Origin of the sequence: Virgibacillus ihumii (assembly GCF_902726655.1) — a bacterium.
Classification (GTDB): domain Bacteria; phylum Bacillota; class Bacilli; order Bacillales; family Amphibacillaceae; genus Lentibacillus; species Lentibacillus ihumii.
Genome location: NZ_CACVAN010000001.1, coordinates 3,476,239 through 3,503,153 on the forward strand (window position 1 = coordinate 3,476,239; position 26,915 = coordinate 3,503,153).

Below are 26,915 nucleotides of genomic sequence, written 5' to 3' on the forward strand. Positions count from 1 at the left end.
GGTCGTTCTCGGCATTATTGGCAACATATGATTTTGTTAGCAAGACCTTTACCAACTATGGTAAAGGTCTGATTTCATTTTGTGGCTTTACCACATTAATTTGTAAGAGGCTTTTTTATTTGAAGGGGGAAATAGTTGTGGATTCTTCACTAATGCTGGAATATGCGTGGACGTTATTGATACTGATAGGCTTAGAGGGCCTGTTGTCCGCTGACAACGCACTTGTGTTGGCCGTTATTGCGAAACATCTGCCGGATAAACAGAAAAAACGTGCAATCGATCTTGGGATTTATTTGGCTTTCATTTTCCGGTTTGCTGCCATATTTCTTATAACGTTCATTGCAGATATCTGGCAGGTACAAGCCATCGGTGCAGCTTATCTTATTTATTTGGGCGGAAAACATGTTTATAAAAACGTATTCAGTTCAAAAGGGGATGACAGCAGTGAAGAGGCGAACAAGCCTGGCTCAGGTTTCTGGCCTACTGTGGCAAAAATCGGAATAGCTGATATTGCGTTTGCAATAGATTCAATCCTTGCTGCCGTTGCACTTGCTGTCACTTTACCTAATACACCATTACCAAAATTCGGCGGGATGGACGGTGGGAAATTCGGTATTATTGTTCTTGCAAGTGTGGCAGGACTGATACTAATTAAGTTTGCTGCCAACTGGTTTGTAAAACTTCTTGACGTACGTCCCGGATTGGAGACGACTGCATACTTAATTGTCGCGTGGGTTGGTGTTAAACTTGCTGTCATTACACTTGCACATAAAGATGTTGGTGTTCTACCTGCACACTTTCCACATTCTGCTATCTGGACGATCATTTTCTGGGCAGTCCTGCTTGGTATTGCTGTAATCGGATGGTTTGTATCCGGTAAAACAGGTGCTGGTAATAAGATTAATGATGGGTCATCTTCCTGAGAACACAGGTAGGTTGCTTCTGTTATAAGTGGTTTATTTAGTAATTCAATTTCGCACCAATAAAATAATCCTAAATTGCCAACAACGGGGCAGATTATCAGTCAAAAAAATACCAAGAAGGAAGATGTTCGGCTTAGCCGAACATCAACCCACTATTTGATCCCAATCGACACAGCTTTTGTGATCGGCGCCAGTGTTGCCGGATTATATACTGTATCTGCCTGTTGCAAATCAACGCCCCGCCATTTGCCGTCTAGGAAATACTCTGCGTTTCGTTTTTAAATTTCATGCCAACATCTCCTTGTAAATTTATTTTCCTTCCCATGCCGGCAGCATTTTGTTCAGCTCTTTATCTTGACGATAACCCAGGACATAATCTGCCTGCATCAACGTGTGAACTTCACGCGTTCCCTCGTAAATAACAGGAGCTTTTGAGTTGCGCAAGTATCGTTCAACTGGATACTCATCGGAATATCCATACGCACCGTGCACCTGGACAGCATCATCTGCTGCTTTGTTGGCAAAATCACATGCCTGCCATTTTGCGAGGGATGTTTCCCGGGTATTCCGCTTTCCTTCATTTTTCAATTCACCGGCACGGTAGACCAGCATACTGCTCATTTGCAGACCAGCTTCCATGTTGGCAAGCATTTGCTTGACAAGCTGATGCTGACCAATTGGTTTTCCAAACGTTTCCCGCTCATGACAGTATTTCACGCTTGCTTCAAGGCATGCTCTGATTTGACCGACTGCTCCGGCAGCAACGGTGAATCTTCCATTGTCCAGGGAAGCCATCGCGATTTTGAACCCTTCACCTTCCTTACCAAGCAGGTTTTCTTTTGGCACTTTTACATTATCAAAAAACAACTCCCCGGTGTTTCCCGAACGAATTCCGAGTTTTCCTTTCGTCGCTTTTGAGGAGAAACCTTCAAATGTCCGCTCGACAATAAATGCTGATATTCCATGATGTTTTTTGTCCTTGTCGGTATAGGCGAAAACAAGGAAATGGTCGGCACTGTCACAGAGTGAAATCCAGGACTTCTGTCCGTTTAAAATATAATGGTCGCCATCTTTTTTAGCGGTGGTTCGTAATGCGACAACATCGGACCCGGCACCTGGCTCAGTCAGACCAAAGGCACCAACTTTTTCACCTTTCGCCTGCGGGGTAAGGTATTTTTGCTTTTGTTCCTCGGTACCCCACTGCAGAATGGACATGCTGTTTAAGCCGGTATGAACCGAGACAGAAGTACGGAAGGCTGTATCGCCGCGTTCCAGTTCCTCGCACACAATGGCAAGTGCATTATAGTCCATGCCGCTTCCGCCATATTCTTCCGGGATACAAACCCCCATTAAGCCGAGGTCGGCAAGCCGTTTCATAATGGAGGGGTCAAATTTGCCTTCCCGGTCCCATTCCGCTATATGGGGCATAATCTCGTTATCAACAAAACTTCTGACTGTATTTCTGAGCATTGTCAGCTCTTCTGAAAAATTAAAATCCATTGTATCAACTCCTAATTATTTGTATTGGTCAAGCCTAATTGCTTTAATATTTCCTCGGTGTGTTCGCCTGGATCCGGGGGATGGTGATGCAACTCGAATGGTGTCCGTGACAGTTTCAGCGGACTTCCTATCATCCTGATCGGCCCTGCACTAGGGTGTTCGCTGTTGATAAACATATCTCTTGCGTGCAGCTGCGGATCTGCAACAACCTCATCAATCGTCTGAATCGGTCCGCATGGAATTTTGTTTTCCTGACATTTTTCCTGCCAATAGTCAGTCGGTTTTTGTATAAATTCGTCCTGCAGTAGCGGGACTAGTACATCACGGTTGGCAACACGGTCCGGATTTGTTCGAAAACGATCATCTGCTGCATACTCCGGTTTTCCCAGCAGTTTGCAAAGCAATTTGAATTGGTTATCGTTGCCGACTGCAATCACCATTTCACCGTTTATTGTCTGGAAGGTCTGATAAGGGACAATATTGGCATGATGATTACCAAGCCGCTCCGGAATTTTCCCGGACATTAAATAATTGCTGCCGATATTTACTAGCGAACTAACAGCAGCATCGTAGAGGGAAATGTCCAGTTTCTGTCCTTTGCCGGATTGTGTTCGTTCCAAAAGTGCACCCTGAATTCCAATGCACGCGTACAACCCAGTTAAAATATCCGTAATGGCTACGCCAAGTTTTTGTGGTCCGGATTCTTTATCCCCGGTAATGCTCATTAATCCGCTCATTGCCTGGATAATAAAATCATAGCCGGGAAAATCCTTATATGGACCTGTTTCCCCAAACCCGGTGATCGAACAGTACACAATGCCCGGGTTTATTTCGGCAAGCGTGTCGTAGTCAAGACCGAACCGTTGCATTGTACCTGATTTGAAGTTATTAATGATGACATCGCTTTCATTTACGAGTGATTTAATAACTTCCACACCTTCATCACTCTTTAAATCCACTGTGATACTTTTTTTATTACGGTTTGCGCAAAGATAATAAGCACTGACGCCATTCTGAAAAGGGGGACCCCATTTCCTTGTTTCATCACTTCCGCTGGGAGCTTCCACTTTAATGACTTCTGCACCAAGGTCGCCCAGAATCATCGTACAATACGGGCCTGCGAGCACGCGCGACAAATCAAGCACTTTGATATTTTCGAGCGCTCCAGACACAACATCACTCCTCTCCAAATTAAAATAAACCACTTCAAAATGACCACAGAATTCTCCGGAGTCAAATCGAACTGGCTTTTATCCGCTGGAACAGAACTGGATTCGAACTGTAAACAGATTTGGCAGCACAGTATTTATTTTGTGGGTCAAGCACGATCATGTTAGGTGGACGCGGCAACGTCTTCACATGATTCTATATATATTGTATAGTATTCTGAAAAATTTGTAAACAAAAATTTTATAAATCAGTTGAAAATGTTGAAGTGATAACCTTTGATAAATCAATCGTGTTTTTCATTTCGTCAAAAAGCCGGTTGATTTCCGGATCACTGTCAACCTGTTCCATGACTTCATTATAATGGGATTTGTTGCGGAAAACGGACTGACCGAAAACTACAGACTCGTCATCAGCAACGTCAACCACACCAAGCAGTCCTTTGCAGTTATTGCTTCCATCAAGATTATCCGCGAGGTAGGTCATGTCCTCCAATGCACCGCTTGATAAATATATTTCACTTGCCTTTTCATTAATTTCAATAAAATGCTGCAATTTCTCCTGTTTTACCCGATACAGATAAATAACGGTATACATGTAATCACCTCATCATTCCTACTATATACAGTAATTCAATATTGCTCGTAAAAATCCTTCATTTTTGACAGAAAAATTCTTATTGTCGACAGAAAACTTGTATATACGAGGCGGAGGGAAAAAGCTAAATTAAATGGTTGTAAGATGTCCTCACACCGAGTATAATTTGAAAGTTAAATGATTTATTGGTGAAAGTAGGGGGATAAAAATGACGTCGCAACCTTATAACAAAACATTAATGGCTGCCCTTCTGCTTGCGGGTTCATTTATTGCAATTTTAAATCAGACACTAATGATAACAGCCATTCCTCCAATCATGAAGGAAATGAATATTTCTGCCAATACGGCTCAATGGCTGACGACGGTCTTTATGCTTGTTAATGGGGTTATGATCCCAATCACTGCCTTTTTGATTGAACGGTTTACAACCCGTCAGCTTTTTATGACTGCGATGAGTGTATTCGCAGTTGGAACTGTTGTAGGCGGGCTTGCTCCAAATTTCGCTGTTCTGCTGACCGGAAGAATTATTCAATCAGCAGGAGCAGGGATTATGCTGCCGCTCATGCAGACGGTTTTCCTGTTAATTTTCCCTGTTAATAAACGTGGAGCAGCAATGGGCTACATCGGACTTGTCATTTCTTTTGCACCGGCTATTGGACCGACTTTGTCCGGGTGGGTTACGTATCATTATTCCTGGAGATTCTTATTTTTACTTATTTTACCTTTAGCCATTTTAATTATTTTTATTGCGTATTTCATTTTAAGGAATGTAACCGAGCTAACGTATCCGAAACTCGATATTCCATCGATTATCTTATCCTCTGTCGGCTTTGGCGGACTCTTGTTTGGCTTTTCAAGTGCCGGAAACTATGGATGGGATAGTGGACGGACCATTGCCATTCTTGCAGTTGGTTCCTTTACCCTAGCCGTTTTTGTAATGCGGCAATTGCGCATGCAGCAGCCAATGCTGGAATTCAGGGTATTTAAATATAACATGTTTACCATTACAACAATAATTGGCATGATTTCGTTCCTTGGGTTGATTGGATCGGAAACTCTAATACCGCTTTATATGCAGAACATGAGAGGTTTCACTGCCATGGAATCCGGACTCGTCCTTCTTCCCGGCGCTCTTATCTCCGGATTCATGTCGCCGATTACAGGACGAATTTTCGACCGGTTCGGTGCCCGTATGTTGTCGCTTGTTGGTTTGATTATTATGACTGCCGCAACTTTGGCTTTTGGGTTCCTCGGCACAACAACGACACTCACGTTCCTGATTGTTATGTATGCTGTTCGCATGTTTGGATTCTCAATGGTGATGATGCCTGTGACAACAGCAGGATTGAATCAATTGCCGCAAAAATTGATACCACATGGTGCAGCTATGAACAATACGATGCGGCAAATTGCAGCATCTGTCGGAACAGCAATTCTCGTTACGATTATGACGATGGCTGCGCAAAACGCTCAGCAAGGCCCGTCGATATCGAACCCGGGTATTCACGGAGTAAATGTCGCTTTTTTAGTGATTGTTGTTTTATCGTTCATTGGGATTATCTTATCTATTTTTGTTAAAAGAACCTATCCGCCTGCTGAGGAAGCAGGGGAAACAGAAATTGATAAGTACAAAGAGGAAAGTAAATAAATGTATGATTATCGAACTAACATGAGACACCAGAAAAAAAGCGAGCCCGTTTTTGAAAAAGATTAATCAAAAACAGGCTCTTTTCTGGAAAAGAGAAGCTTATTTCAATAATTAGTAAATGCACTTGAGAGTTTGTTGGATTTTTTTGGTATTATTTAGCTGCTTTTTGTAATTTGCCAATCATTTTAAGCGCCTTACCGGTTCCGATGGCAACTGACTCAAGCGGGTTCGGTGCAATGTGAACCGGAACGATAATTTCGTTTGACAGCCAGTCCTGCATTCCGTTTAATAATGACCCGCCGCCGGTCAGAACAATTCCGCGGTCAACAATGTCCCCGCTTAATTCAGGCGGGCAGTTCTCCAGTGTTGCTCGGATTGCTTCAAGGATTTTATCCAACGATTCGTTTAAGGCAGCATATACTTCTTTAGAGGAAACGGACACAGTTTTTGGAAGACCGGTTACCATGTCGCGGCCGCGTACTTCCATTGTTTCTTCCTTATGATCTTCATAGGCATGGCCAATTTCCATTTTAATATTTTCTGCTGTCCGCTCACCGATCAAAATATTATACTTTTTACGGATATAATGGGTGATTTCCTCATCCATCTTATCCCCGCCGGTACGAATGGAGTTGCAGGAAACTACTCCGCCAAATGATATGATGCCCACTTCGCTTGTACCGCCGCCAATATCGACGATTACATTAGCAATTGGCTCGTCTACAGGCAAATCCGCACCGATTGCTGCTGCAACGGGTTCTTCTATTAAATGGACATGTTTAGCCCCGTAACTGGTTACAGCATTGTGAATGGCGCGGCGTTCAACGGTTGTGCTTCCGGATGGTGTACATACAACCACTGTCGGCTTACGCATGGAAAGTCCCATTTTTTTGCTGACTTTTTTCAAAAATTCCTTCAGCATTTGCGCGGTGACATCGTAGTCAGCAATCACACCATCCCGTAATGGGCGGATCGGTACAATGTTCTGAGGCGTTTTCCCGACCATTTCCTTTGCTTCCGACCCAACGGCGACAACATTTTTGGTGTTCATATCAATTGCAACTACAGACGGCTCATTCAAAACAATTCCTTTTGTCTTTGAATATATAAGTATATTTGCAGTACCTAAATCAATTCCAATTTCAGCAGTTGATAGCATAGCAAGTTCCTCCAATGATGTAACTATTTTCTATTAAGCTCATAAACGACACAAGATATAGAAATTCATTATATTTATTCTATACTTTACCATACTTTCTGGGGGTAAATAAACATCTTACATATATTGGTTTGACGGTACTTCAATAGAACAGTTGATTACAAAAATTCAAGTAACATTTTTATTACAATTCTACTGTTTTTGTAATATAACAGCCTTCATTCAACAATTGTCAAGGAATACTTTTTTCCAATTTTACCCTTTAAAAAGTATATTTTCCTATTAATCTATGTCTCAGGTCTTATTTCATGGCAGTTTCTGAACTTAATCCTATTGATGGTAATAGCTTCCAAAATTATTACACGAACCACATGGTATGATGATTTTGCAAATTAAAAAACACAGGAGAGGTGACAAGATAGATGCTAAACAAATTAGTAGTAACAACCGTTTCTGCGGCAGTTTTATTTGGTGGAGCTTTTCAAACTACCACTGATGCTTCAGCAAATACAGATAAATCTCAAAATCAATCACAACAAAACAGTGATTGCTTCCAGTTTTCAAAAAAGGAATTAGATAATTTCCTGAATAAATATTTCGGTAATGTCGACTGGGAGAAAGTTAATGTCAATAAACAGGTCACTGCACAGCAGGAAAAACCTGAACCAAAAAAGGAAACAAAACAACCTGTACCAGAACAGAATACTCAGCAGCAAGATCAACAGGCACAGCCTGAGCAGAATAAGCAGTCTGAACAACAACAAGAACCAGCTGAACAAGTACAGGCACCTCAACAGGAGCAAACAGAGGCACCTGCAAAGCAGCAAACACAACAACAGAATCAAACAACTCAGCAGCAACAGCAAAACAACAGCCAAGCTTATCAGTTGAGCCAGTATGAAAAGAAAGTTGTTGAATTGACGAATCAGGAACGTACTGAACGCGGGCTGGAACCGCTTGAAATCAGTACTGAATTGAGTAAAGTAGCCCGTGAGAAGTCCCGTGATATGGCTGAAAACAATTATTTCTCCCACAATAGCCCAACGTACGGTTCACCGTTTGACATGATGAAACAATTCGGTATCACGTACAAAACTGCAGGCGAAAACATTGCTAGGGGTCAACAAACTCCACAAGAGGTTGTGAACGGTTGGATGAACAGTGAAGGCCACCGTGCAAACATTCTAAATGAAAGCTTCACTCATATTGGTGTAGGATATGTGGAGAATGGAAATTATTGGACACAGCAATTCATTGGCAAATAAGAAATGAATTAATAGAAAGATTGAAAAGTGCTGATCTTATGTGGATCAGCACTTTTTTTGGCAATTAAGTTTCTTACTGCATAAGTGCAACTAGGCATTCGCCATAAAAATTCTTTAGAGGTACGATCATCCTAAAACACCCTATTAAGTGGTTTGATGACGGTAGATCAGTGGAATTTATTCATAGGTCTGCATTAGTGAAAATTATCAAAACCAGTGGAAGGCTTTTTCACGGGAAAAACACATAATCGTTATGGAGTCCGGGCAAATTTTCCTTCAATATTATTGCTCCGGCTTGATTTATGTGAAAAGAGTATGTTTTTATAACGTCAGAAACTAAGCGTATATGAAAAAATTCGGCACTTGCTATAAACCGAGGCATGCCAGGTTTTTATTAAGAAATGGCGGTTGAGATATATTATCGTTATTGACCGATATATTGTTCATAACAAAATCGCGCGTCAGAATGGAATATCGCGCAATGGAGCAAGGGTGAAACATTAATTCTTAACGCCATTGAGCATTTTACAGCATAACAATGGGAAACATAATTAATACGTGGAACATTTCAATAAAGTTGTATACTAAAAGTGAGGTGGATGGTATGGTACAGGGGACAGCAAACTGGAATACGGAGCAGACAGAAGAATGGCTCCAGGAATATGTTGATGACTGGGTGGCTTTTTACCATAATAAAACAGGCGACGGAAAGGTGGCATCCTATATTCCTGAACTGCAAAAAGCCGATCCGAATGATCTTGGTATTACGATTATCGGAAAGAGCGGAATGACAATCAGTTCTGGTGCCATAGAATCACCGTTCACGGTCCAGAGTATCTCCAAAGTGCTCAGTTTTATTGTGGCATGTATGGAACGCGGGGTTGCCTATATGCTTGATAAAGTGGATGTGGAACCGACCGGCGAAGCATTTAATTCCATCATGCACCTGGAAATGCGGCAGGTAAAAAAACCGTTTAATCCGCTCGTTAATGCAGGTGCCATTACCGTTTCATCCATTCTGGAAGGACGTACATCCGATGAAAAGATGGAACCAATCTTTGAACTGCTCACGAAAATGCTCGGTTACCGTCCGGCAATCAATGTTGATGTGTATGAATCCGAGCGTGATACCTCTGTACGGAATAGGGCAATCGGCTACTATCTTTTGGAGACCGACTTTCTTGAATCGGATTTAAATATTACCCTGGAGACTTATTTTAAGCAGTGCTCAATTGAAGTAACCGTTAATGATTTGGCACAAATCGGCTTAATTCTCGCCAATGATGGAATTGATCCGGAATCGCGGGAAGAAATTATTCCAAGGCAGGTTGCAAGAATTGCCAAAGCGCTTATGCTAACATGTGGTATGTATGATGCTTCAGGAAAATTTGCCACTTATGTGGGAATTCCTGCGAAAAGTGGGGTGTCTGGTGGTATCATAGCTGCAGTACCTCCAAGAGTACGTGACGAGGAGCTGCCGTTTCTGGAAGGCTGCGGGATCGGTGTCTATGGGCCGGCACTGGATGATAGAGGCAACAGTATTGCTGGAATACGGCTGTTGAGGCACATTGCGAGCCAGTGGGACTTAAGCATATTCTAATATGATAAGGGGGAATAAGCGTGTGCGGACGTTACACATTATTGGCAGATGAGGTGGAAATCTTACGCGAGTTTGACCTGGAACAGCCGATTGAATCGTATCAACCAAGTTTTAACATTGCACCCGGACAGAATGTGCTGGCAATCATCCATGATGGAAAGAAAAAGCGGGCCGGATATTTACGCTGGGGGCTAGTTCCATCATGGGCAAAAGATGAAAAAATCGGCTACAAAATGATTAATGCCCGAAGCGAGACAGCACATGAAAAGCCAAGTTTTAAAAAGCTGATCGCCCGCAAACGCTGCTTAATTGTTGCAGACAGCTTTTATGAGTGGAAACGGGATGGGAAAGAAAAACAGCCGAAGCGCATTCAGCTGGCTGACCGGAAGCTGTTTGCTTTTGCGGGTCTATGGGATCAATGGCAACACGAGGATAAAAAACTGTTCACTTGTACGATTCTTACAAAAGACGCGAATGAGTACATGCAGCAGATTCATCACCGCATGCCAATTATACTGCCAAAGGAAAAAGAAGACGAGTGGATTGCATCGCCTGAACGTGATGTGAATGTATGGCATCATTTTTTGGAAACACTGGAAGCCGACACGTTTACGTCTTATAATGTGGATACATATGTAAATGCGGCCAAAAATAATGATGCCGCATGTATTGAACCACTGGCAGAATAGGAGGGCGTTTATACCTTGAATGAATGGGTAAAGAAAAGATAAGGAGATTTTGGTATGATAAGGGTTTTATTTATTTGTCTGGGAAATATCTGCAGATCACCGATGGCGGAAGCTGTATTCCGCAACCTTGTGCAACAGGATAATCTTTCAGATAAAATAACGGTTGATTCTGCAGGAATTGGGCATTGGCACAGCGGGGAACCGCCGCACAAGGGCACCAGAGACATGCTGGACAAACTGCATATTTCCTACAAAGATATGAAAGCAAGACAGGTACATTCAACTGACTGGCGGGATTTTGACTACATTATCGCAATGGATGATCAAAACATTCGTGATCTTCGCAATATAAACGACGAAATGAGCGAAGTCACGATTGCGAAACTGATGGATTTTGTAAAAGATCCTGACAATGAAAATGTACCTGACCCATACTTTACAGGCAATTTTGATTACACGTATGAATTAGTATCAAAAGGCTGCAATGGTTTATTGGATAATATAAAAAAGGAAAAAAACATATAGTTAAAGGAGCGAAACAGAGATGGGCAAACAGAAACTATTTATCGGAGTCATCGCGGGGGCGATTGCAGGTGGACTTGTATCGTTATTCAATCGTGATACAAGAGACTATACAAAACACAAGATGGGTGTTGTCAAAGACCGGTCAGGATATTATGCGAAACATCCGTCAGACGCAGTTAAAACAGCCCGAATCAGATTTGATTCCTTTAATAAAAAATTGACGAGTGGAACAGAAAATGCTTTAAAAGCACTTGATCAGGTGGAAAGCTCGCTTGACAAGTATGTGAATAAAAAGCAAGAGAACCAGAAGCAACTTGATGATTCGTCAAAATAAATTCATGGGGATGATGGAATATGGAAAAAGTGAAAACGTTTGGAAAGCAGCTGTTTGAACAAATTACGGAACATGATGTGTTTGGAACTGCGGCTCAGCTTGCTTATTTTTTCCTGTTATCCCTTTTTCCCTTTTTATTATTTTTAATGACACTTGTCGGATACGTTCCGATTGATGATCAGGCCATTATAGAGTTAATAGCGACGTATGCTCCAGGTGAAATTGCTGATTTGATTAATGAAAATATCAGTGAACTTGTCAATAATCGCAACGGCTCGTTGTTATCTATTGGTATAATCGGTACATTGTGGTCTGCATCAAATGCGATCAATGCGATTATGAAGGGACTCAATAACGCATATGAAGTTGAAGAGGACCGTTCTTTTATTGTATCCCGGTTAATCGCGGTCATATTAACGCTGGCCATGTTCTTTGTGATTTGTATGGCATTTCTGCTGCCGGTTTTCGGAAAGGTTATCGGGGAATTTCTTTTTACATTTGTCGGCCTGTCGGAAGGTTTTCTGAATGTATGGGAAACATTGAGATGGGTAATTTCATCCATAACGTTCTTTATTGTTCTGATCGCGCTGTATAAACTTGCTCCCAACAGAAAGGTTTATTTCAAATATGCAGTCTGGGGTGCATTGTTTGCAACAGTCAGCTGGCAGCTCGTATCACTAGCATTCTCTTATTATGTTAATTCGATGGGCAATTATGCAGCAACATACGGAAGTCTGGGAACTGTCATTGTGTTGATGATCTGGTTTTATCTGACAGGAATTATTATTTTAATTGGCGGTCTCATTAATGCGGTGTTGCGGAAAAATAATTTAGCAGATTAAAAAATAGCTGTCATCGATATGACAGCTATTTCAGTAATCTCAATCCGTTTAAAATGACCAGGATGGTACTGCCTTCATGGCCAAAAACACCTAATGGTAAGTCCAGAATCTGCAGAAAGTTCGAACCAATCAATAAAAGGATGACACTCATGGAGAAAATGACATTTTGTTTAACAATGCGGTTCATCCGTTCCGACAGATGAATCGCATTTGTTATTTTCGGCAAATCATTTTTCATAAGGACAACATCTGCCGTTTCAAGTGCAGCATCTGTTCCTTTTCCCATGGCAATTCCAATGTTGGCAGTTGCCAGTGCGGGTGCATCATTGATGCCATCACCAACCATTCCGACATTGCCATATTTACCCCGCAATGCTTTTACATGGTCCACTTTTTCTTCCGGGAGGCATTTTGCAATATAATCATCAATCCCGGCTTCAGCTGCAATCGCTTTTGCAGTTATTTCGTTGTCACCAGTCAGCATAATGGTATGAATACCGTGTTTCCTCAACGTTTTGATTGCTTCTTTGGCCTCCGTCCGGATGGTATCCTTTAGCGCATACAGTGCAATGATATGATTATTTCGTTTTACAAATACAATTGTTTTTCCTTCTGCAGCGAGTTTTTCAGCAATACCATTCTGAAATGCATTTGCCTCGGTTTCGCCAACAAATCCGGCTTTTCCGATTTTCCACGCTTCATCGTTGACAACTGCAGTAATGCCATTTCCGCTTAATGTTTTAACGTGTTGTACATTCACTTTTGATAAATCCAGTTTGCCGCTTCTCGCTGTAATGGCTTCTGCCAGCGGATGGGTAGACTCTTTTTCAATGGCACCAGTGTGAAGCAGGACATCTTCTTCATCGGTGTTGGGGCTGATATACAGGTCCGTTACTTCAGGTGTTCCATTTGTTAGAGTACCGGTTTTGTCAAATGCGATTGCTTTCATGTGGCTTAAGTTTTCGGCATGAACTCCACCTTTAAATAACACGCCGTGCTTGGCACTGTTGGAAATGGCCGATAATGTGGCAGGCATAATCGATGCAACAAGGGCACACGGTGATGCAACAACGAGCAGAATCATGGCCCGGTAAATGCTTTCCGACAATGTCCAATTAAACAAAACGGTTGGGAGAAACATCATAACTGCAACTGCAGCCAGCACAACTTTTACATACGTACCTTCAAAACGCTCGATAAAGAGTTGTGATGGTGATTTTTCTTCCTGTGCTGATTGGACCATCTGGATGATTTTTTGAAAGAGTGTTTCATTGGCCGGTTTGGTAATATTTACGGAAATCGATCCATCAAGTGCAACGGTGCCGGCATATACGTCTTCACTGTTTATTTTACTCACCGGAATCGATTCTCCGGTTATCGCACTTTCGTCTACTGCAGTAGTTCCTTTCATGATAGTGCCGTCAGCGGGGATCCGCTCTCCCGCCCTTACTGAAATGATATCTCCAACTTCCAACTCGGATACAGGTACAATTTTTTCCTTTCCATTCGAAATTAATAGTGCCTGCTCCGGCTGCAGATTCATCAATGCGGAAATTTCCTTATTGCTTTTATTCATCGTATAGGTTTCCAGTGCTCCGGATAATGCAAAAATAAATATCAGAATTGCGCCTTCCGTCCAATATCCGATAGCTGCTGAACCAATTGCTGCAAATATCATCAGCATTTCGACATTTAGTTCCTTGTTTGCGATGGTCTCCTGGATTCCCTCTTTTGCCTTGGCATAGCCCCCGACCACAAATGCGATTAAGTGGAGGACAACCCACAATGTATCTGACAGACGATCACCAAGAAGCCATGTCACCAGAATCAGAAAACCGCTGAATAAAGCTGCGATTAATTCCAGGTGCGGTGAAACACGAGAAAAAAATGATGTATTCAAAAACGGTTGAAGCGGATTATTTTTAGAGGACTGCAATGTTTCCGAGCCAGTTGACATGTATTGTTACCTCCCTAGATTATAATTATTATAAATAAATATTAATTATTATATTACCATTATAATTAATAAAGTCAATACGTAATTACGCCTAATTGTTGATAATTGTAAATTTCGGGAGAGAATGGTACAAAGTCGGGAGAGAGCATCACAAACTCGGGAGAGACTGCCGTGAAGTCGGGAGGGAGCAGCACAAACTCGGGAGACGCCGCCGCCAATTTCACACTGACAGGGGTTTGAACAACCATACAATAAAAAAGACACCCGTTATCGAGTGTCAACTATGCTGTAATTCAGGAATTTTTTTAAAGTAGGTAGCAATCAGGATCAGTACCAGCACACCTGCAATCATGTAAAAGAAGGAAACCTCAGGGACAAATTCAATAAACAGTCCTCCTAAATACGGACCGGTAATACTTCCAAGACTGAACGAAATTCCGGTCATCAGGTTCCCGGCCGGTAACAAATAGGACGGCAGGATGTCTGAAAGGTATGTAATACTTAATGAATACAGTGAGCCGACAAACATGCCCGCCAATGCAAACGAAACAAATAAGCCGATTACGGATGTCTCCATAAATGCTGCCAGAAGAAAACTGCCGATGCCAAGTGTGAGAACACCAATCAAAATCGTCCTCCTGCCATAACGGTCACTTAAAACGCCCAATGGGATTTGCGTAATCAGGCTGCCGCCGGCAAAACATGGAATGATCAGGGCCAGAATGTCCACATTATGTCCTATCCGCAAACCATATATCGGAAATATCCCATGAAGGGTTGCTTCCAGAAAACCATACCCAAATGCCGGAAGAAGCGCTACCCAAGCGATTTTACCTGTCTGAATGAATCGGCCCATGGAAGTGGATGTCCCCGTATTGATTGACTCATCCGCTTCCGGCCATGTATTCCGTACGAAGAACATGGTTGACCAGACAATTAGGCTCAATAATGCTGACAGTAAAAAAGGAAGTGCTTCGTTAATCGAAAGCAACTTTGTCATTAAGGGTCCGACCGTAAATCCAAGTCCGAAAAACAAGCCATAAAAGGCAATATTCCTGCCGCGTATATTTTTGGGACTAGTTGTCGTTATCCATGTTTGCGTACCGAGATGGAGCATATTATCTCCAATTCCTATGGTCACCCGCAGCACGAACCAGAACCAGAGAGACTGCCAAAAAGGAAATAACGTCAGGGAGATAATTACCAGTGCACCGCCAACAAGAATCACGGGTTTGAATCCGTATTTGCGCATCGGTTTTTCAATAAAAGGGGAGGCCAACAGTACCCCGATATATAATCCTGTGGCATGGAGTCCGTTGACTGACGATGATACACCGCTTTGCTCCAGAATGATTGCCAGCAGCGGCAGGAGCATTCCTTGTGAGAATCCCGAAATGGATACGAGCGAAATCAGGATCCAGAATCTGGTTTTTACCGACACCATATATTATCCCCCTAACAATGCAAAAGTGCTCATTCTTTCAATCTAATTGTTTTTTTGTTAAACTTCAATACAATTGTTTACCATGATAGTCATAATGGATATATATGTTCTAAAAGATCAATGAAAAGGAGCGGGTATAATGGAGTTTTATTTGAAGGACCAGGGCATGCACACAAAGCTGGATTATGGAGAATTGGCGGTATCCGGAAATGAGGAATATGGATTCAGACCATTCCAGTTGATGGTTGCCTCGATTGCCGGTTGCAGTGGGTCTGTTTTCCGCAAGATTCTTGCTAAACAGCGGACTGATTTTGAAGATCTTATTATTTCCGCTGAGGTTGAAAGGAATCCGCAAGAAGCGAACAGAATTGAAAAGATTGTCTTGCATTATACCGTAAAAGGCCGTCATTTGAATTATGACAAACTGGAAAAGAACCTGAAACTTTCACGGCAAAACTGTTCAATGGTTCGTTCTGTGGAAAGTTCCATTGATATCGAGGAGACGATTGAAGCAATTGAATTAAGCGAGTAAATTTACGGCGTATAAATTTCATGTGTCCGAAAAAACTAAGCCAAAAGGAAAGGAATGGGATACATGAAAAAAAGTACGTTTATCACTTTGATTTTATCCGCATTGATATTATCACTTCCTTTTTCTGTCTTCGGTAAAGAAAAGCAGAAGGAAGAAGATGACACGAAGGTTCCAAGCCATGTTTTGAACATATCGAAAGAAAATACGTACCCGAACTCAACCGAGGATCAGGAAATAGTGGAGCCAAGCGAGTTTACCAAAGAAATGATAGCAGAAGTCGATATACCGATTGAAAATCCCGAATTGATAAAAATGCTTAATGAAACATCGATAAACCCGTCCCCGATTGCATTTGGATACCGCGGGATGGTTTATATCGGTCGATGGCCGCTGAATTACGATTCACAGGAAACGAACATTAATTGGGAGTATCAAAAAATTAATACAAACGAAATGAACAACAGGGGAGGGGAATCTGAGCAAAAGCTGCATTATACACAGCATAAGAAAAAGGAAATCACCGGTGCTCTGACAAATAAAATTGCCAACCCTGATGATATTAAGAAAATGATGCTTTTGGAAGCAAAAGAGAAGATTGAGCTTCCACTAGCATACAGTACTGTAATTGGCAAGGAAACAAAGAAGGATAACTCCTACGTTATCCCGCCTAAAAAGTTTGGCGTTTTGCAGGCTTATGCTCCAGCTGTTAATGAAAAGGGGCGTGTAACCTTTGGTGAAGTTTACTTTCAGCTGAAAGGTCCAGATAAAGCAATTGTTGTTAAAAATGTAACCAAGCAGGGAATTGGCGCCTGGATTCCAATTCAGGATTATGTTTCATTTTCTTTTCAGATGAAATAATGTTACGAAAAACCCGCCCGTTGCAGGCGGGTTTTTTGGACAGTTGAGAAAGAATAAAACCTTTTCTTACTGCATAAATGCTAGGTGACAACCAAACCACCATATGAATTGGTTAAAATGAAATATGTAAGAAAAGGGTTGATTTCCTCACTTTAATGCTTTATCATAATGAAGTGTTAAAGATAGTTTCGCTAGAGAGGGGAAAAATGATGGAATGGGTTGTGGTTATTTCTGTTCTGGTAATGACAATACTCAGCTTATTGCGGGTTAATGTGGTGTTGGCAATCATCATCGCGGCAATAACGGCTGGTGTATTATCAGGGCAGTCGATTATAGAATCAATTGATATGATGATCAGCGGAATGGGAGGACAAGCGGAAACGGCTCTGAGTTATATCCTGCTTGGTGCTTTTGCAGTGGCAATCAGTTATACGGGGATTACCGCTATCCTTGTCAATTTTTTAATAAGGGTATTGACAGGAAAGAAAACGATGATGGTTCTCGTTATTGCCGGTGTTGCTTCACTTTCGCAAAACCTGGTACCAGTTCATATTGCATTTATACCAATATTAATACCGCCATTATTAAAAGTATTTGATGATATGAAATTGGACCGGCGTGCTGTAGCGTCAGCATTGACCTTCGGGTTAAAAGCGCCATATATTATGATCCCTGCAGGGTTCGGACTGATTTTTCACGGAATTATTGTAAAAGGGATGGAACAGAATGGTGTGGAAATTACCATGACGGAAACAGCCCTTTCCATGCTTATCCCGGGATCAGGGATGATTATCGGCTTATTGATTGCGGTATTCATTACCTACCGGAAAGATCGTGTAGCAAAACCCGGCGCAGGGGGTGGAGAGGTTAATTTTACAGCCCCCCAACTGGAAAAGGTAACATTTAACCGTAAGCACTTCATGACTTTAGTGGCAATTGCCGGAGCCTTAGTCGTTCAGCTTGTTTCACAAAATCTTGTAGCGGGCGCACTAACCGGACTGATATTAATGTTTGCACTTGTCGCTGTTCCGTTTGGAAATGGCGATCAGATTATGACGGATGGGATTGCCATGATGGGGACAATTGCCTTTGTTATGCTTGTCGCATCCGGTTATGGTCACATCCTTACTGAAACCGGGGCAGTGGATGCATTGGTCGAAGCGTCTTCTGGTACTCTGAATAACAATAAAGGATTAATTGCATTGATTCTGCTGCTTGTTGGTCTAATTGTCACAATAGGGATTGGTTCATCGTTTGGAACAATTCCGATTATCGCATCATTGTTTGTGCCGATTTGTCTTGCCGCAGGTTTTTCGCCAATGGCAATTGCAACACTGATCGGAACATCAGGTGCGCTGGGTGACGCAGGGTCACCGGCATCAGACAGTACACTCGGACCGACATCAGGCTTAAATGCCGATGGTAAGCATCACCATATTTGGGATACTTGCGTACCGACTTTTTTACACTATAACATTCCGCTGTTCATCTTAGGATGGATCGGCGCTATGGTATTATAGTTGAATAGCATGTGCAGATTTAGGTAAAAGTAAGGAAAAATGAGGTGAGTTGTCTTGCGGAAATCGTTCATTTCTGTTTCCATCATCATGTTTTTCTTTGCTTTTCTGTTTTTCGCTGGCCAGGTATCTGCTGAAAGCGGCTTTGGCTGGGGTTACAAGAAAAACAATGAAAATAAAATACCGGAAATCGGTAAGTACAAGGATCTTCTTGATAAATATGGGGCTTATTTTGCCGATAATTCCGGCGAGAAAGTGATTTATCTGACATTTGATAATGGTTACGAAGAAGGTTATACCGATAATATTCTGGATGTGTTGAAAAAAGAAAACGTACCAGCAACATTTTTTGTTACCGGACACTATGTGGAAAGCAAACCGAAGCTGGTGAAACGGATAGTAGACGAGGGGCATATCGTCGGGAATCACTCTTATCATCATCCTGATTTTACAACGGTCACCAAGAAGTCAATGAGAAAAGAATTGGAATCGTTGGAGGACGCGGTTGCCGAAGTTTCGGATCAGGAGGAAATGAAATATTTGCGGCCGCCAAGAGGGATGTTTAATGAAGACACGTTGGAATGGGCAAATGAATTAGGTTATATCCACATCTTCTGGTCGCTTGCTTTTAAGGACTGGGAAACGGATCATCAACAAGGATGGAAATATGCGTATAAAAATATTATGGAACAAATCCATCCCGGTGCGATCGTACTTCTGCATACGGTGTCATCGGATAATGCCAAGGCACTCGACAAAGTTATTACCTCACTGAAGGAGAAGGGCTATAAATTTAAAAGCCTTGATTATCTGGTAATGAAAGATATGCTGCCACGACCTGTGTTTGGATATTAATGTAAGGACTGCTCAACTCAATTGATTTGGGCAGTTTTTTTGTGATTGGATTTCTTATCAAGGCCAGGTCAGTCATCTGACGGGCACCGTTACTGGAAGTATAGAAAAATTACAATAGAGACAATTCCCCTCCACATGTTTTGGAAAATTTTTTGTTGGGAAAACGTTTTAATAGAAAACATCCATACAGTGATAACAAGGAGGGGAAGTATGAGTGAAGAAAATAAAAGGAATGTAAATAGCAAGAACGAACAGCTCGAACAGTTTCGCAGCGATGATCGTGATAAGCATCTGACGACCAATCAAGGGCTGAAGGTTTCTGAAGATGAATTTTCACTCAAAGCAGGGGAACGTGGTCCAACTTTAATGGAGGATTTTCATTTTCGCGAAAAGATGACGCACTTTGACCATGAGCGTATTCCTGAACGGATTGTGCATGCAAGAGGATATGGAGCTCATGGCGAGTTTGAACTTTACGAATCAATGAAAGAATACACGAAAGCGAAATTTTTGCAGGAACCAGGTTCGAAAGTTCCTGTATTTGTACGAATGTCTACGGTTGCCGGATCGAAGGGCTCTGCGGATATTCCGAGGGATGTCCGGGGGTTTGCAACGAAGTTTTACACAGAGGAAGGTAATTTCGACTTAGTTGGCAATAATATGCCGGTATTTTTTATCCAGGATGCTATTAAGTTTCCTGATTTTGTCCATGCCGTCAAACCAGAACCGGATACGGGGTATCCACAGGCAGCTTCGGCACATGATACTTTTTGGGATTTTATCGCCAATAATCAGGAATCTGCACATATGGTCATGTGGCTTATGTCGGACCGGGCAATCCCGAGGAATTTACGGATGATGGAAGGTTTCGGTGTGCATACTTTCCGTTTGGTCAATGAAGAAGGGAAATCCCATTTTGTTAAATTCCATTGGAAACCAGAGCTAGGTGTTCACTCCACAGTGTGGGATGAAGCCCAAAAAATAAATGGAAAGAATCCGGACTTTAACCGGCAGGACCTCCACGAGACGATTGAAAATGGTGATTATCCTTCATGGAAACTAGGAGTACAAGTCATTCCGGAAGAAGATGAGTTCAAATTTGATTTTGATATATTAGATCCAACGAAATTATGGCCGGAAGAAGAAGTGCCTGTTAAAGTGGTTGGCAGAATGACACTCAACCGCAATGTTGACAACGTTTTTGCTGAGACAGAGCAAGTGGCATTTCACCCGGGAAGTGTGGTGCCCGGCATCGATTTTTCCAATGACCCATTACTGCAGGGGCGCTTGTTTTCCTATACGGATACGCAGTTGATCAGGCTTGGCGGACCGAATTTCCACGAATTGCCGATTAATCGGCCAGTCTCCCCTTTCCATAACAATCAACGGGATGGCTATGGAAGACAGACAATCAATGTAGGCAAGACAAGCTATCACAACAATTCCATTGCCAGCAATACACCATCTGTTGCAACAGAAGCGGAAGGGGGCTATGCCCATTATCAGGAAAAAGTCGACGGACGTAAGATCCAGGCCAGAAGTGAAAGCTTTAAAGATCATTTCTCACAGGCCACACTATTTTACAACAGCATGACAGATGTGGAAAAAACGCATATTAAAGAAGCGTTTAGCTTTGAGCTCGGTATGGTGAATGACAAATCTATCCGCCAGCAGGTAGTGAATATGATTACGAATATTAATTTGGAACTCTCTCAAGAGGTTGCTGCAAATATTGGTGTACAAGTCCCGACGGAAGGAGGATCGAATGTGACCAAATCTTCACCGGCACTCAGTCAGGCAAATACGGTCAATAAGCCGGATACGATGAAAATTGGGGTTTTACTTGATGATGGATTTACTGGTGAAGCAGTGCAAAAAGTGCTGGATGGATTGAAAGAAAATAAGACGTATCCAACGGTGATTAGCTCCAAACTGGGCAAAATCCACGGTGATGATGGCACAGAAATTGAGGCCGTTGGCACGTTTGATACGGGACATCCCGTACTGTTTGATGCAGTGTATGTAGCTGGCGGTGCAGAAACGGATGCCAACTTCCAAAAACAAGCAGGCTATTTTGTAACCGAAATGTTCAATCATTATAAACCAATCGGTGCAACAGGTGAGGGTATCGCTATCCTTCATGAAGCGGGTATTACGGATGTTGCCGGTGTCGTAACGGGTGAAGATGTGGAACAATTTCTTTCTGCATATGTGGATGCAGTGTCTCAACATCGCCATTGGAATAGGAATGTGTGAAGATGAGGCATGGACAAGCGAGGGTCCAGGTATGTGGCCCCCGCTTTTTTCCTATTTTCTACTGTACATATCACCGTGGGTAGTTAGATCCTATGTCTTTCGTTTCAAATATTCCGAACGTTTGCTATAATGGAACTATCCACAAGAATTGGAGTTGATAGCATGAACAGGGAAGATTTGATTGCTCCGAAAGACTACAACATTGTGATGGAAATGGAGCGTTTTGCAAAAGATCCTGCCCGAAAAGCATTGATTTGGCAAAATGAAGCAGGTGACGCAAAAGAAATTACGTATGATCAATTAATAAAAAATGTAAACAAGATTGGGAATGTTTTTCTGGAACAGGGCTTGAAACATGGGGACAAAATTCTGGTTATGATCCCCCGGTTGATTGGAGCATATGAAACATATCTGGCAGCGCTGAAGACCGGAATAATTATTATTCCAAGCTCAGAAATGCTGAAAACAAAAGACCTGCAATACCGTGTTAGCCACGGGGAAGTCAGCGGTGTTGTCAGCTACTATCCTTTCGTTGATCAGTATAAAGATATAAAAGAATATGATGATCTAACGTTATTTTCAGTCGGAAAACAGGTCGATGGTTGGCACAGTCTTGATGATTTGAAAGAAAATGCATCGGACGAGCTGGAAATGGCTGATACAAAAAGCGATGACATCGCATTTTTACCGTATACGTCCGGAACAACGGGAAATCCAAAAGGCGTAGTACATACACATGGCTGGGGCTATGCACATCTGAAAACCGCCTCGGCAAACTGGCTTTCGATTAATGAAGGAGATAAAGTCTGGGCGACTGCAGGGCCAGGCTGGCAAAAGTGGATCTGGAGTCCGTTCCTGTCCGTATTAGGTGCGGGTGCAACCGGTTTTGTTTATAATGGTAAATTTGATCCGAAGACATATTTGGGATTGCTGCAGGACGAGGACATCAATGTATTATGTTGTACGCCAACGGAATACCGGCTGATGGCTAAAGTGGACAATCTCGATGATTATCAGCTCCCGGCGCTGCACAGCGCAGTTTCGGCAGGTGAACCGCTGAACAGGGAAGTGATTGATACATTCCAGAAATACTTTGATGTAACCGTTCGTGACGGCTATGGTCAAACCGAGAATACGTTATTGCTCGGTTTTATGAAAGATACGAAGGTAATACCAGGCGCAATGGGGAAACCGACTCCGGGCAACGATGTTGAGGTCGTTGACGAAAACGGTGATCCCTTGCCTGCCGGTGAAGTTGGTGACATTGCAGTGAAGCTGGATTGTCCGGCATTGTTCCGTGAGTACTACAAAGATTCAGAGCGTACAAGCATGTCAAGACGCGGTGATTATTATATTACCGGTGACCAGGCATCCAAAGATGAAGAAGGATATTTCTGGTTTGAAGGCCGCAGTGATGATATCATTATCAGTTCCGGCTATACGATTGGCCCATTTGAGGTAGAGGATGCCCTCGTCAAACATCCGTCTGTTCAGGAATGTGCGGTTGTCGCAAGTCCGCATGAAATTCGCGGGAATATTGTGAAGGCATTCGTTGTATTGCGTCCGGGTGTTGACGGCAATGACGAACTGGTCAAAACACTTCAGGATCATGTGAAGCAATCAACAGCGCCGTATAAATATCCGAGAGAAATAGCGTTTATTGACGAACTGCCAAAAACGACTTCCGGAAAGATCAGGCGTGTAGAGTTACGACAAAAGGAGAAAGCGAAACAGTAGAGATGATATAGGTGAAAAACCCAAGTACAGCTGGCAGCTGTGCTTGGGTTTTTTGTTATTTTGATATACCAAGCGATTCCCTCAATTTACCCGTTGCCTGATTTAATCCCTCTTCAGATGGAATAAAATATACCGATCCACCTACACGCTGGTCGGACCCTTCGACTTCAATGGTTTGAATTTGTGACGAATCTAGTGACGCATAAGTTCGCATCAGTTTAAAAATCTCCATTGGTCTGAGACTGGTCTCGACATTTTTGCCAAGGATATTTGAAATCTCTCCAAGATTGAATAAGGTTCTGACAGATATTGCTTTGTCCACCGCAGCCTGAATAAACTGCCGCTGCCGTTCATCCCGTGAATAAACAGTGTTGACATCTCGCTTACGCATCCGTACAAATGCAAGCGCTTCTTCGCCATTCAACGTTGTTTTTCCTTCTTCAAAATAGATTCGTTTGTTATTGTTAAAAATATTTTTCTCCCAAAAACCTTTCTTAATATTAAGGGTGACCCCGCCAAGGGCGTTTACGATGTTGCGGAATCCTTTAAAGTTAACTGCAATGTATTCGTCAATCGGTATTTGAAGCGTATCTTCAACTGCTTCGACCGTCAGTTTATTACCACCATACCCGGTGATGGAACCATACGTATAGGCAGCGTTGATTTTATGAAATCCGGCATACTGGCCAACTGCTTCGGCTGATAGATTTACCCGTGTATCACGGGGAACCGATGTCATTGTCATCTTGTTAGTCTCAGGATTCAGTGTAACAACGACCAATGTATCGGCACGGCCGTTTTGACCATCTGTTGCGTATGTCTCCACGCCGATTAATAATAGGGAGATGGGATCTTCGCCGATGGTGACAGGCTCATTTCGCAATGCTGATTTTTCACCGGGGCGATCCAAACCATTATATGCTTCTTCCGCAGCCTGAAAACCTTGATAAGCGGCATAAATGACAATCACAGCAACCAGTAATAATAGTAAAAGAATAATTAGCAGGACAGGTCTCTTCCATGATTTACGTTTATGCCTTCTGCGATTTAATCTGGATTCATCCATCCAATCTCCCCCTAATATGTTTGATCAATAGTTATGTTTATAAAATGCTGATTTCGGAAAAATTTATTATAAACGGGCAAAATGTCCTATATAATTGTGTAAACTATTATAGATGAAAAAAGCCGTGATAACAATAACTATAACGCGTTATGACGGTGGGGCGCCGTTGTTTATTTTGGTCAAAAAATTAATCAAAAAAATTTGACCAAATCACTTGAAAGTCAAATAAGGTCAGAGTATAATAATAATCAAAGGTCAAAGATAGTCAAAGTCAAACCTTGATAATTTATTTACTAGGAGGAATGACACATGAAATGTCAAAATTGTGGTATTCAACCAGCAACAATAAATGTAGCTATGCAAATAAACAATGAAACGATGCAAATGCATGTATGTAATAAATGTTTTCGTGAAATTCAAGGTCAGATGATGAATGGCGGAATGAATTCCGGACATGGTCAGCAAGGCGGATTTGCCGATAAATTTTTCCAAGGTAATGGTCAAAGTTTCACAGGTACGAAAACACAGCAGAATACCGGAAACGGCAATGGGCTGCTTGATGAAATGGGCAAAAATGTAACCCATGCAGCGCGAGCAGGACTGATTGATCCGGTCATTGGGCGTGACAATGAAGTAAAACGTGTTGTTGAAACATTGAATCGCCGTAATAAGAATAATCCGGTGCTGATTGGTGAACCTGGTGTTGGTAAAACCGCAATTGCGGAAGGGCTGGCACTAAAGATTACGGAAGGTGATGTTCCGGCTAAATTGATGAATAAGGAAATTTATCTGCTGGATGTTGCATCACTTGTTGCCAATACAGGTGTCCGCGGTCAATTTGAAGAGCGAATGAAGCAACTTGTACAGGAACTGCAGGAACGCCAGGATGTCATCCTGTTTGTCGATGAAATTCATCTCTTAGTTGGAGCAGGTACTGCAGAAGGTTCGCAAATGGATGCCGGGAACATTTTAAAACCTGCACTGGCACGCGGTGAAATGCAATTGATTGGTGCAACAACACTGAAGGAATATCGTAAAATTGAAAAAGATGCAGCCTTGGAACGCCGTTTTCAGCCAATTATCGTCAAGGAACCTTCCGTTGAAGATGCAGTGAAAATTTTGAACGGCATTAAAGATCGCTATGAAAAATTTCATGAGGTTCGTTATTCCGATGAGGCAATCCATGCGTTTGTTACCTTGTCACAGCGCTATATTCAGGATCGTTTTTTGCCGGATAAAGCAATTGATCTGATGGATGAAGTCGGTTCAAGATTGAATCTTGCTAACGCTGAGAAGGATTCCAACTCCATTCAGCAAAAAATGGATGAGATCGTGAAGGAAAAAGAACAAGCAGCTGAACAGGAAGATTATGAACGTGCAGCAAATCTGAGATATCAGGAAATCCAGCTGCAAAAGCAACTGGACAAAGCAAAAGATGATGAACAAGTCATTGATGTCGATATTTCCGACATTCAGCTGATCGTCGAGGAGAAAACAGGTATTCCTGTAACAAAACTGGCACGAGATGAACAGGAAAAAATGAGAGATCTTGCTGAAAACCTTGGCACAAAAGTGATTGGACAGGCCGAAGCGGTTAACAAAGTGGCCAAAGCAGTCCGCCGCAGCCGTGCTGGATTGAAATCGAAATATCGTCCAATTGGTTCATTCTTGTTTATAGGACCAACTGGTGTCGGAAAAACGGAACTGACGAAAGCCCTCTCTGAGGAATTATTCGGTTCACGTGATAGCCTGCTCCGACTTGATATGAGTGAGTATATGGAAAAACACGCGGTGTCTAAAATTATCGGTTCACCTCCAGGCTATGTAGGACATGAGGAAGCAGGACAATTAACTGAGCGGGTACGCCGCAATCCTTATTCAATCCTGCTGCTTGATGAGATTGAAAAGGCACATCCTGACGTGCAAAATATGTTTTTGCAAATCATGGAAGATGGTCAATTGACTGATTCCCATGGTCGTACCGTTAGCTTTAAAGATACGGTCATTATCATGACAAGTAACGCAGGAACCGGTGTGAAAGAAGTCAATGTCGGGTTCAACAGTGCGGAACATGAATCCGTCTCAACACTTGAAAACTTGAGTGCATATTTCAAGCCGGAATTCTTGAACCGTTTTGACAGTATCATCACCTTCAACGAACTGTCAGAAGATAACCTGATGGAAATTGTCGATTTGATGCTGAATGAACTCGAGGAAACAATTGAAGAAAACAATATCAATATTACCATTTCAGATGAGGCAAAACATGAACTGGTCCGTCTTGGCTACGACCGCCGTTTTGGTGCACGACCACTGCGCCGCGTCATCCAGGATAAAATTGAGGATCAGCTCACAGACCTGATTCTGGAAGAGGAAACCGTTGATTCGGTTCAGGTGAATGTTGACAACGGCGAAATTGTTGTTGCTAAAAGTGAATAACCGTG

The 26,915-nt window shown here is 42.3% G+C and carries 22 protein-coding genes; 15 read left to right on the forward strand and 7 right to left on the reverse strand.

What is annotated here, in order from left to right:
- The first annotated feature begins 152 nt into the window (after nt 1-152).
- The gene (locus tag HUX68_RS17115; RefSeq protein WP_174616513.1) at nt 153-923 is read left to right on the forward strand and encodes a TerC family protein; all 771 of its coding nucleotides are present in this window, start codon (nt 153-155) and stop codon (nt 921-923) included.
- Nucleotides 924-1,232: 309 nt separating this feature from the next.
- Here the strand turns inward: HUX68_RS17115 and HUX68_RS17120 are convergent, their stop codons facing one another.
- From HUX68_RS17120 to HUX68_RS17130, 3 genes are all read right to left on the reverse strand, one after another.
- The gene (locus HUX68_RS17120; protein ID WP_174615935.1) at nt 1,233-2,423 is read right to left on the reverse strand and encodes an acyl-CoA dehydrogenase family protein; all 1,191 of its coding nucleotides are present in this window, start codon (nt 2,421-2,423) and stop codon (nt 1,233-1,235) included.
- An 11-nt stretch (nt 2,424-2,434) separates the two neighbouring features.
- A complete protein-coding gene (locus HUX68_RS17125; RefSeq protein ID WP_174615936.1) occupies nt 2,435-3,595 on the reverse strand; it encodes a CaiB/BaiF CoA transferase family protein in 1,161 nt (386 codons plus the stop codon).
- 238 nt (nt 3,596-3,833) lie between these two features.
- Entirely contained in the window at nt 3,834-4,187 is a 354-nt protein-coding gene (locus HUX68_RS17130; protein ID WP_174615937.1) for a DUF1428 family protein, read from the reverse strand.
- A 208-nt stretch (nt 4,188-4,395) separates the two neighbouring features.
- Here HUX68_RS17130 and HUX68_RS17135 point away from each other — a divergent pair, with 208 nt between their 5' ends.
- The gene (locus HUX68_RS17135) at nt 4,396-5,835 is read left to right on the forward strand and encodes an MDR family MFS transporter (RefSeq protein ID WP_174615938.1); all 1,440 of its coding nucleotides are present in this window, start codon (nt 4,396-4,398) and stop codon (nt 5,833-5,835) included.
- A 151-nt stretch (nt 5,836-5,986) separates the two neighbouring features.
- On the opposite strand, the gene mreBH is transcribed toward HUX68_RS17135, so the two are convergent.
- A complete protein-coding gene (gene mreBH, locus HUX68_RS17140) occupies nt 5,987-6,994 on the reverse strand; it encodes a rod-share determining protein MreBH (RefSeq protein ID WP_174615939.1) in 1,008 nt (335 codons plus the stop codon).
- Nucleotides 6,995-7,416: 422 nt separating this feature from the next.
- Here mreBH and HUX68_RS17145 point away from each other — a divergent pair, with 422 nt between their 5' ends.
- From HUX68_RS17145 to HUX68_RS17170, 6 genes are all read left to right on the forward strand, one after another.
- Entirely contained in the window at nt 7,417-8,259 is an 843-nt protein-coding gene (locus HUX68_RS17145) for a CAP domain-containing protein (RefSeq protein ID WP_174615940.1), read from the forward strand.
- Nucleotides 8,260-8,863: 604 nt separating this feature from the next.
- Nucleotides 8,864-9,859 carry a glutaminase gene (locus HUX68_RS17150; protein WP_174615941.1) on the forward strand — a complete coding sequence of 332 codons (996 nt, stop codon included), beginning with the start codon at nt 8,864-8,866 and terminating at the stop codon, nt 9,857-9,859.
- Nucleotides 9,860-9,879: 20 nt separating this feature from the next.
- Complete coding sequence (locus HUX68_RS17155) at nt 9,880-10,548, forward strand: SOS response-associated peptidase (protein ID WP_174615942.1); 669 nt, start codon at nt 9,880-9,882, stop codon at nt 10,546-10,548.
- Nucleotides 10,549-10,602: 54 nt separating this feature from the next.
- Nucleotides 10,603-11,073, forward strand: a complete 471-nt coding sequence (locus HUX68_RS17160; protein WP_174615943.1) for a low molecular weight protein-tyrosine-phosphatase — start codon at nt 10,603-10,605, stop codon at nt 11,071-11,073.
- Nucleotides 11,074-11,092: 19 nt separating this feature from the next.
- A complete protein-coding gene (locus tag HUX68_RS17165; RefSeq protein ID WP_174615944.1) occupies nt 11,093-11,407 on the forward strand; it encodes a YtxH domain-containing protein in 315 nt (104 codons plus the stop codon).
- 20 nt (nt 11,408-11,427) lie between these two features.
- The gene (locus tag HUX68_RS17170) at nt 11,428-12,249 is read left to right on the forward strand and encodes a YihY/virulence factor BrkB family protein (RefSeq protein ID WP_174615945.1); all 822 of its coding nucleotides are present in this window, start codon (nt 11,428-11,430) and stop codon (nt 12,247-12,249) included.
- Between the two features lie 25 nt (nt 12,250-12,274).
- On the opposite strand, the gene HUX68_RS17175 is transcribed toward HUX68_RS17170, so the two are convergent.
- Together HUX68_RS17175 and HUX68_RS17180 are read right to left on the reverse strand one after the other, a co-directional pair.
- Nucleotides 12,275-14,206: a heavy metal translocating P-type ATPase gene (locus HUX68_RS17175; protein WP_174615946.1), complete on the reverse strand. Its 1,932-nt coding sequence runs from the start codon at nt 14,204-14,206 to the stop codon at nt 12,275-12,277.
- A gap of 277 nt (nt 14,207-14,483) precedes the next feature.
- Nucleotides 14,484-15,650 carry an MFS transporter gene (locus HUX68_RS17180; protein ID WP_174615947.1) on the reverse strand — a complete coding sequence of 389 codons (1,167 nt, stop codon included), beginning with the start codon at nt 15,648-15,650 and terminating at the stop codon, nt 14,484-14,486.
- 139 nt (nt 15,651-15,789) lie between these two features.
- Between HUX68_RS17180 and HUX68_RS17185 the strand changes: the two genes are divergently transcribed.
- The 6 genes from HUX68_RS17185 (at nt 15,790) to mbcS (ending at nt 23,405) form a co-directional block, all read left to right on the forward strand.
- The gene (locus HUX68_RS17185) at nt 15,790-16,182 is read left to right on the forward strand and encodes an OsmC family protein (protein ID WP_174615948.1); all 393 of its coding nucleotides are present in this window, start codon (nt 15,790-15,792) and stop codon (nt 16,180-16,182) included.
- A gap of 63 nt (nt 16,183-16,245) precedes the next feature.
- Complete coding sequence (locus HUX68_RS17190; RefSeq protein ID WP_174615949.1) at nt 16,246-17,040, forward strand: YfkD famly protein; 795 nt, start codon at nt 16,246-16,248, stop codon at nt 17,038-17,040.
- A 209-nt stretch (nt 17,041-17,249) separates the two neighbouring features.
- Nucleotides 17,250-18,560: a Na+/H+ antiporter family protein gene (locus HUX68_RS17195; RefSeq protein WP_174616514.1), complete on the forward strand. Its 1,311-nt coding sequence runs from the start codon at nt 17,250-17,252 to the stop codon at nt 18,558-18,560.
- A gap of 87 nt (nt 18,561-18,647) precedes the next feature.
- Nucleotides 18,648-19,412 carry a delta-lactam-biosynthetic de-N-acetylase gene (gene pdaA, locus HUX68_RS17200; protein WP_174616515.1) on the forward strand — a complete coding sequence of 255 codons (765 nt, stop codon included), beginning with the start codon at nt 18,648-18,650 and terminating at the stop codon, nt 19,410-19,412.
- Between the two features lie 210 nt (nt 19,413-19,622).
- A complete protein-coding gene (locus HUX68_RS17205; RefSeq protein ID WP_174615950.1) occupies nt 19,623-21,668 on the forward strand; it encodes a catalase in 2,046 nt (681 codons plus the stop codon).
- Nucleotides 21,669-21,830: 162 nt separating this feature from the next.
- Complete coding sequence (mbcS, locus tag HUX68_RS17210) at nt 21,831-23,405, forward strand: acyl-CoA synthetase MbcS (RefSeq protein ID WP_174615951.1); 1,575 nt, start codon at nt 21,831-21,833, stop codon at nt 23,403-23,405.
- 55 nt (nt 23,406-23,460) lie between these two features.
- Here the strand turns inward: mbcS and HUX68_RS17215 are convergent, their stop codons facing one another.
- Nucleotides 23,461-24,471 carry an LCP family protein gene (locus HUX68_RS17215; protein WP_174615952.1) on the reverse strand — a complete coding sequence of 337 codons (1,011 nt, stop codon included), beginning with the start codon at nt 24,469-24,471 and terminating at the stop codon, nt 23,461-23,463.
- A 309-nt stretch (nt 24,472-24,780) separates the two neighbouring features.
- On the opposite strand from HUX68_RS17215, the gene HUX68_RS17220 reads away from it, so the two are divergent.
- Nucleotides 24,781-26,910 carry an ATP-dependent Clp protease ATP-binding subunit gene (locus HUX68_RS17220; protein WP_174615953.1) on the forward strand — a complete coding sequence of 710 codons (2,130 nt, stop codon included), beginning with the start codon at nt 24,781-24,783 and terminating at the stop codon, nt 26,908-26,910.
- Nucleotides 26,911-26,915 lie beyond the last annotated feature (5 nt).

What these genes read in the sequence shown, in the direction of transcription:
- HUX68_RS17115 (WP_174616513.1), top strand. Translation starts at nt 153, where the DNA reads ATGCTGGAATATGCGTGGACGTTATTGATACTGATAGGCTTAGAGGGC.
- HUX68_RS17120 (WP_174615935.1), bottom strand. Translation starts at nt 2,423, where the DNA reads ATGGATTTTAATTTTTCAGAAGAGCTGACAATGCTCAGAAATACAGTC.
- HUX68_RS17130 (WP_174615937.1), bottom strand. Translation starts at nt 4,187, where the DNA reads ATGTATACCGTTATTTATCTGTATCGGGTAAAACAGGAGAAATTGCAG.
- HUX68_RS17135 (WP_174615938.1), top strand. Translation starts at nt 4,396, where the DNA reads ATGACGTCGCAACCTTATAACAAAACATTAATGGCTGCCCTTCTGCTT.
- mreBH (WP_174615939.1), bottom strand. Translation starts at nt 6,994, where the DNA reads ATGCTATCAACTGCTGAAATTGGAATTGATTTAGGTACTGCAAATATA.
- HUX68_RS17145 (WP_174615940.1), top strand. Translation starts at nt 7,417, where the DNA reads ATGCTAAACAAATTAGTAGTAACAACCGTTTCTGCGGCAGTTTTATTT.
- HUX68_RS17150 (WP_174615941.1), top strand. Translation starts at nt 8,864, where the DNA reads ATGGTACAGGGGACAGCAAACTGGAATACGGAGCAGACAGAAGAATGG.
- HUX68_RS17160 (WP_174615943.1), top strand. Translation starts at nt 10,603, where the DNA reads ATGATAAGGGTTTTATTTATTTGTCTGGGAAATATCTGCAGATCACCG.
- HUX68_RS17165 (WP_174615944.1), top strand. Translation starts at nt 11,093, where the DNA reads ATGGGCAAACAGAAACTATTTATCGGAGTCATCGCGGGGGCGATTGCA.
- HUX68_RS17170 (WP_174615945.1), top strand. Translation starts at nt 11,428, where the DNA reads ATGGAAAAAGTGAAAACGTTTGGAAAGCAGCTGTTTGAACAAATTACG.
- HUX68_RS17175 (WP_174615946.1), bottom strand. Translation starts at nt 14,206, where the DNA reads ATGTCAACTGGCTCGGAAACATTGCAGTCCTCTAAAAATAATCCGCTT.
- HUX68_RS17180 (WP_174615947.1), bottom strand. Translation starts at nt 15,650, where the DNA reads ATGGTGTCGGTAAAAACCAGATTCTGGATCCTGATTTCGCTCGTATCC.
- HUX68_RS17185 (WP_174615948.1), top strand. Translation starts at nt 15,790, where the DNA reads ATGGAGTTTTATTTGAAGGACCAGGGCATGCACACAAAGCTGGATTAT.
- HUX68_RS17190 (WP_174615949.1), top strand. Translation starts at nt 16,246, where the DNA reads ATGAAAAAAAGTACGTTTATCACTTTGATTTTATCCGCATTGATATTA.
- HUX68_RS17195 (WP_174616514.1), top strand. Translation starts at nt 17,250, where the DNA reads ATGGAATGGGTTGTGGTTATTTCTGTTCTGGTAATGACAATACTCAGC.
- pdaA (WP_174616515.1), top strand. Translation starts at nt 18,648, where the DNA reads ATGTTTTTCTTTGCTTTTCTGTTTTTCGCTGGCCAGGTATCTGCTGAA.
- HUX68_RS17205 (WP_174615950.1), top strand. Translation starts at nt 19,623, where the DNA reads ATGAGTGAAGAAAATAAAAGGAATGTAAATAGCAAGAACGAACAGCTC.
- mbcS (WP_174615951.1), top strand. Translation starts at nt 21,831, where the DNA reads ATGAACAGGGAAGATTTGATTGCTCCGAAAGACTACAACATTGTGATG.
- HUX68_RS17215 (WP_174615952.1), bottom strand. Translation starts at nt 24,471, where the DNA reads ATGGATGAATCCAGATTAAATCGCAGAAGGCATAAACGTAAATCATGG.
- HUX68_RS17220 (WP_174615953.1), top strand. Translation starts at nt 24,781, where the DNA reads ATGAAATGTCAAAATTGTGGTATTCAACCAGCAACAATAAATGTAGCT.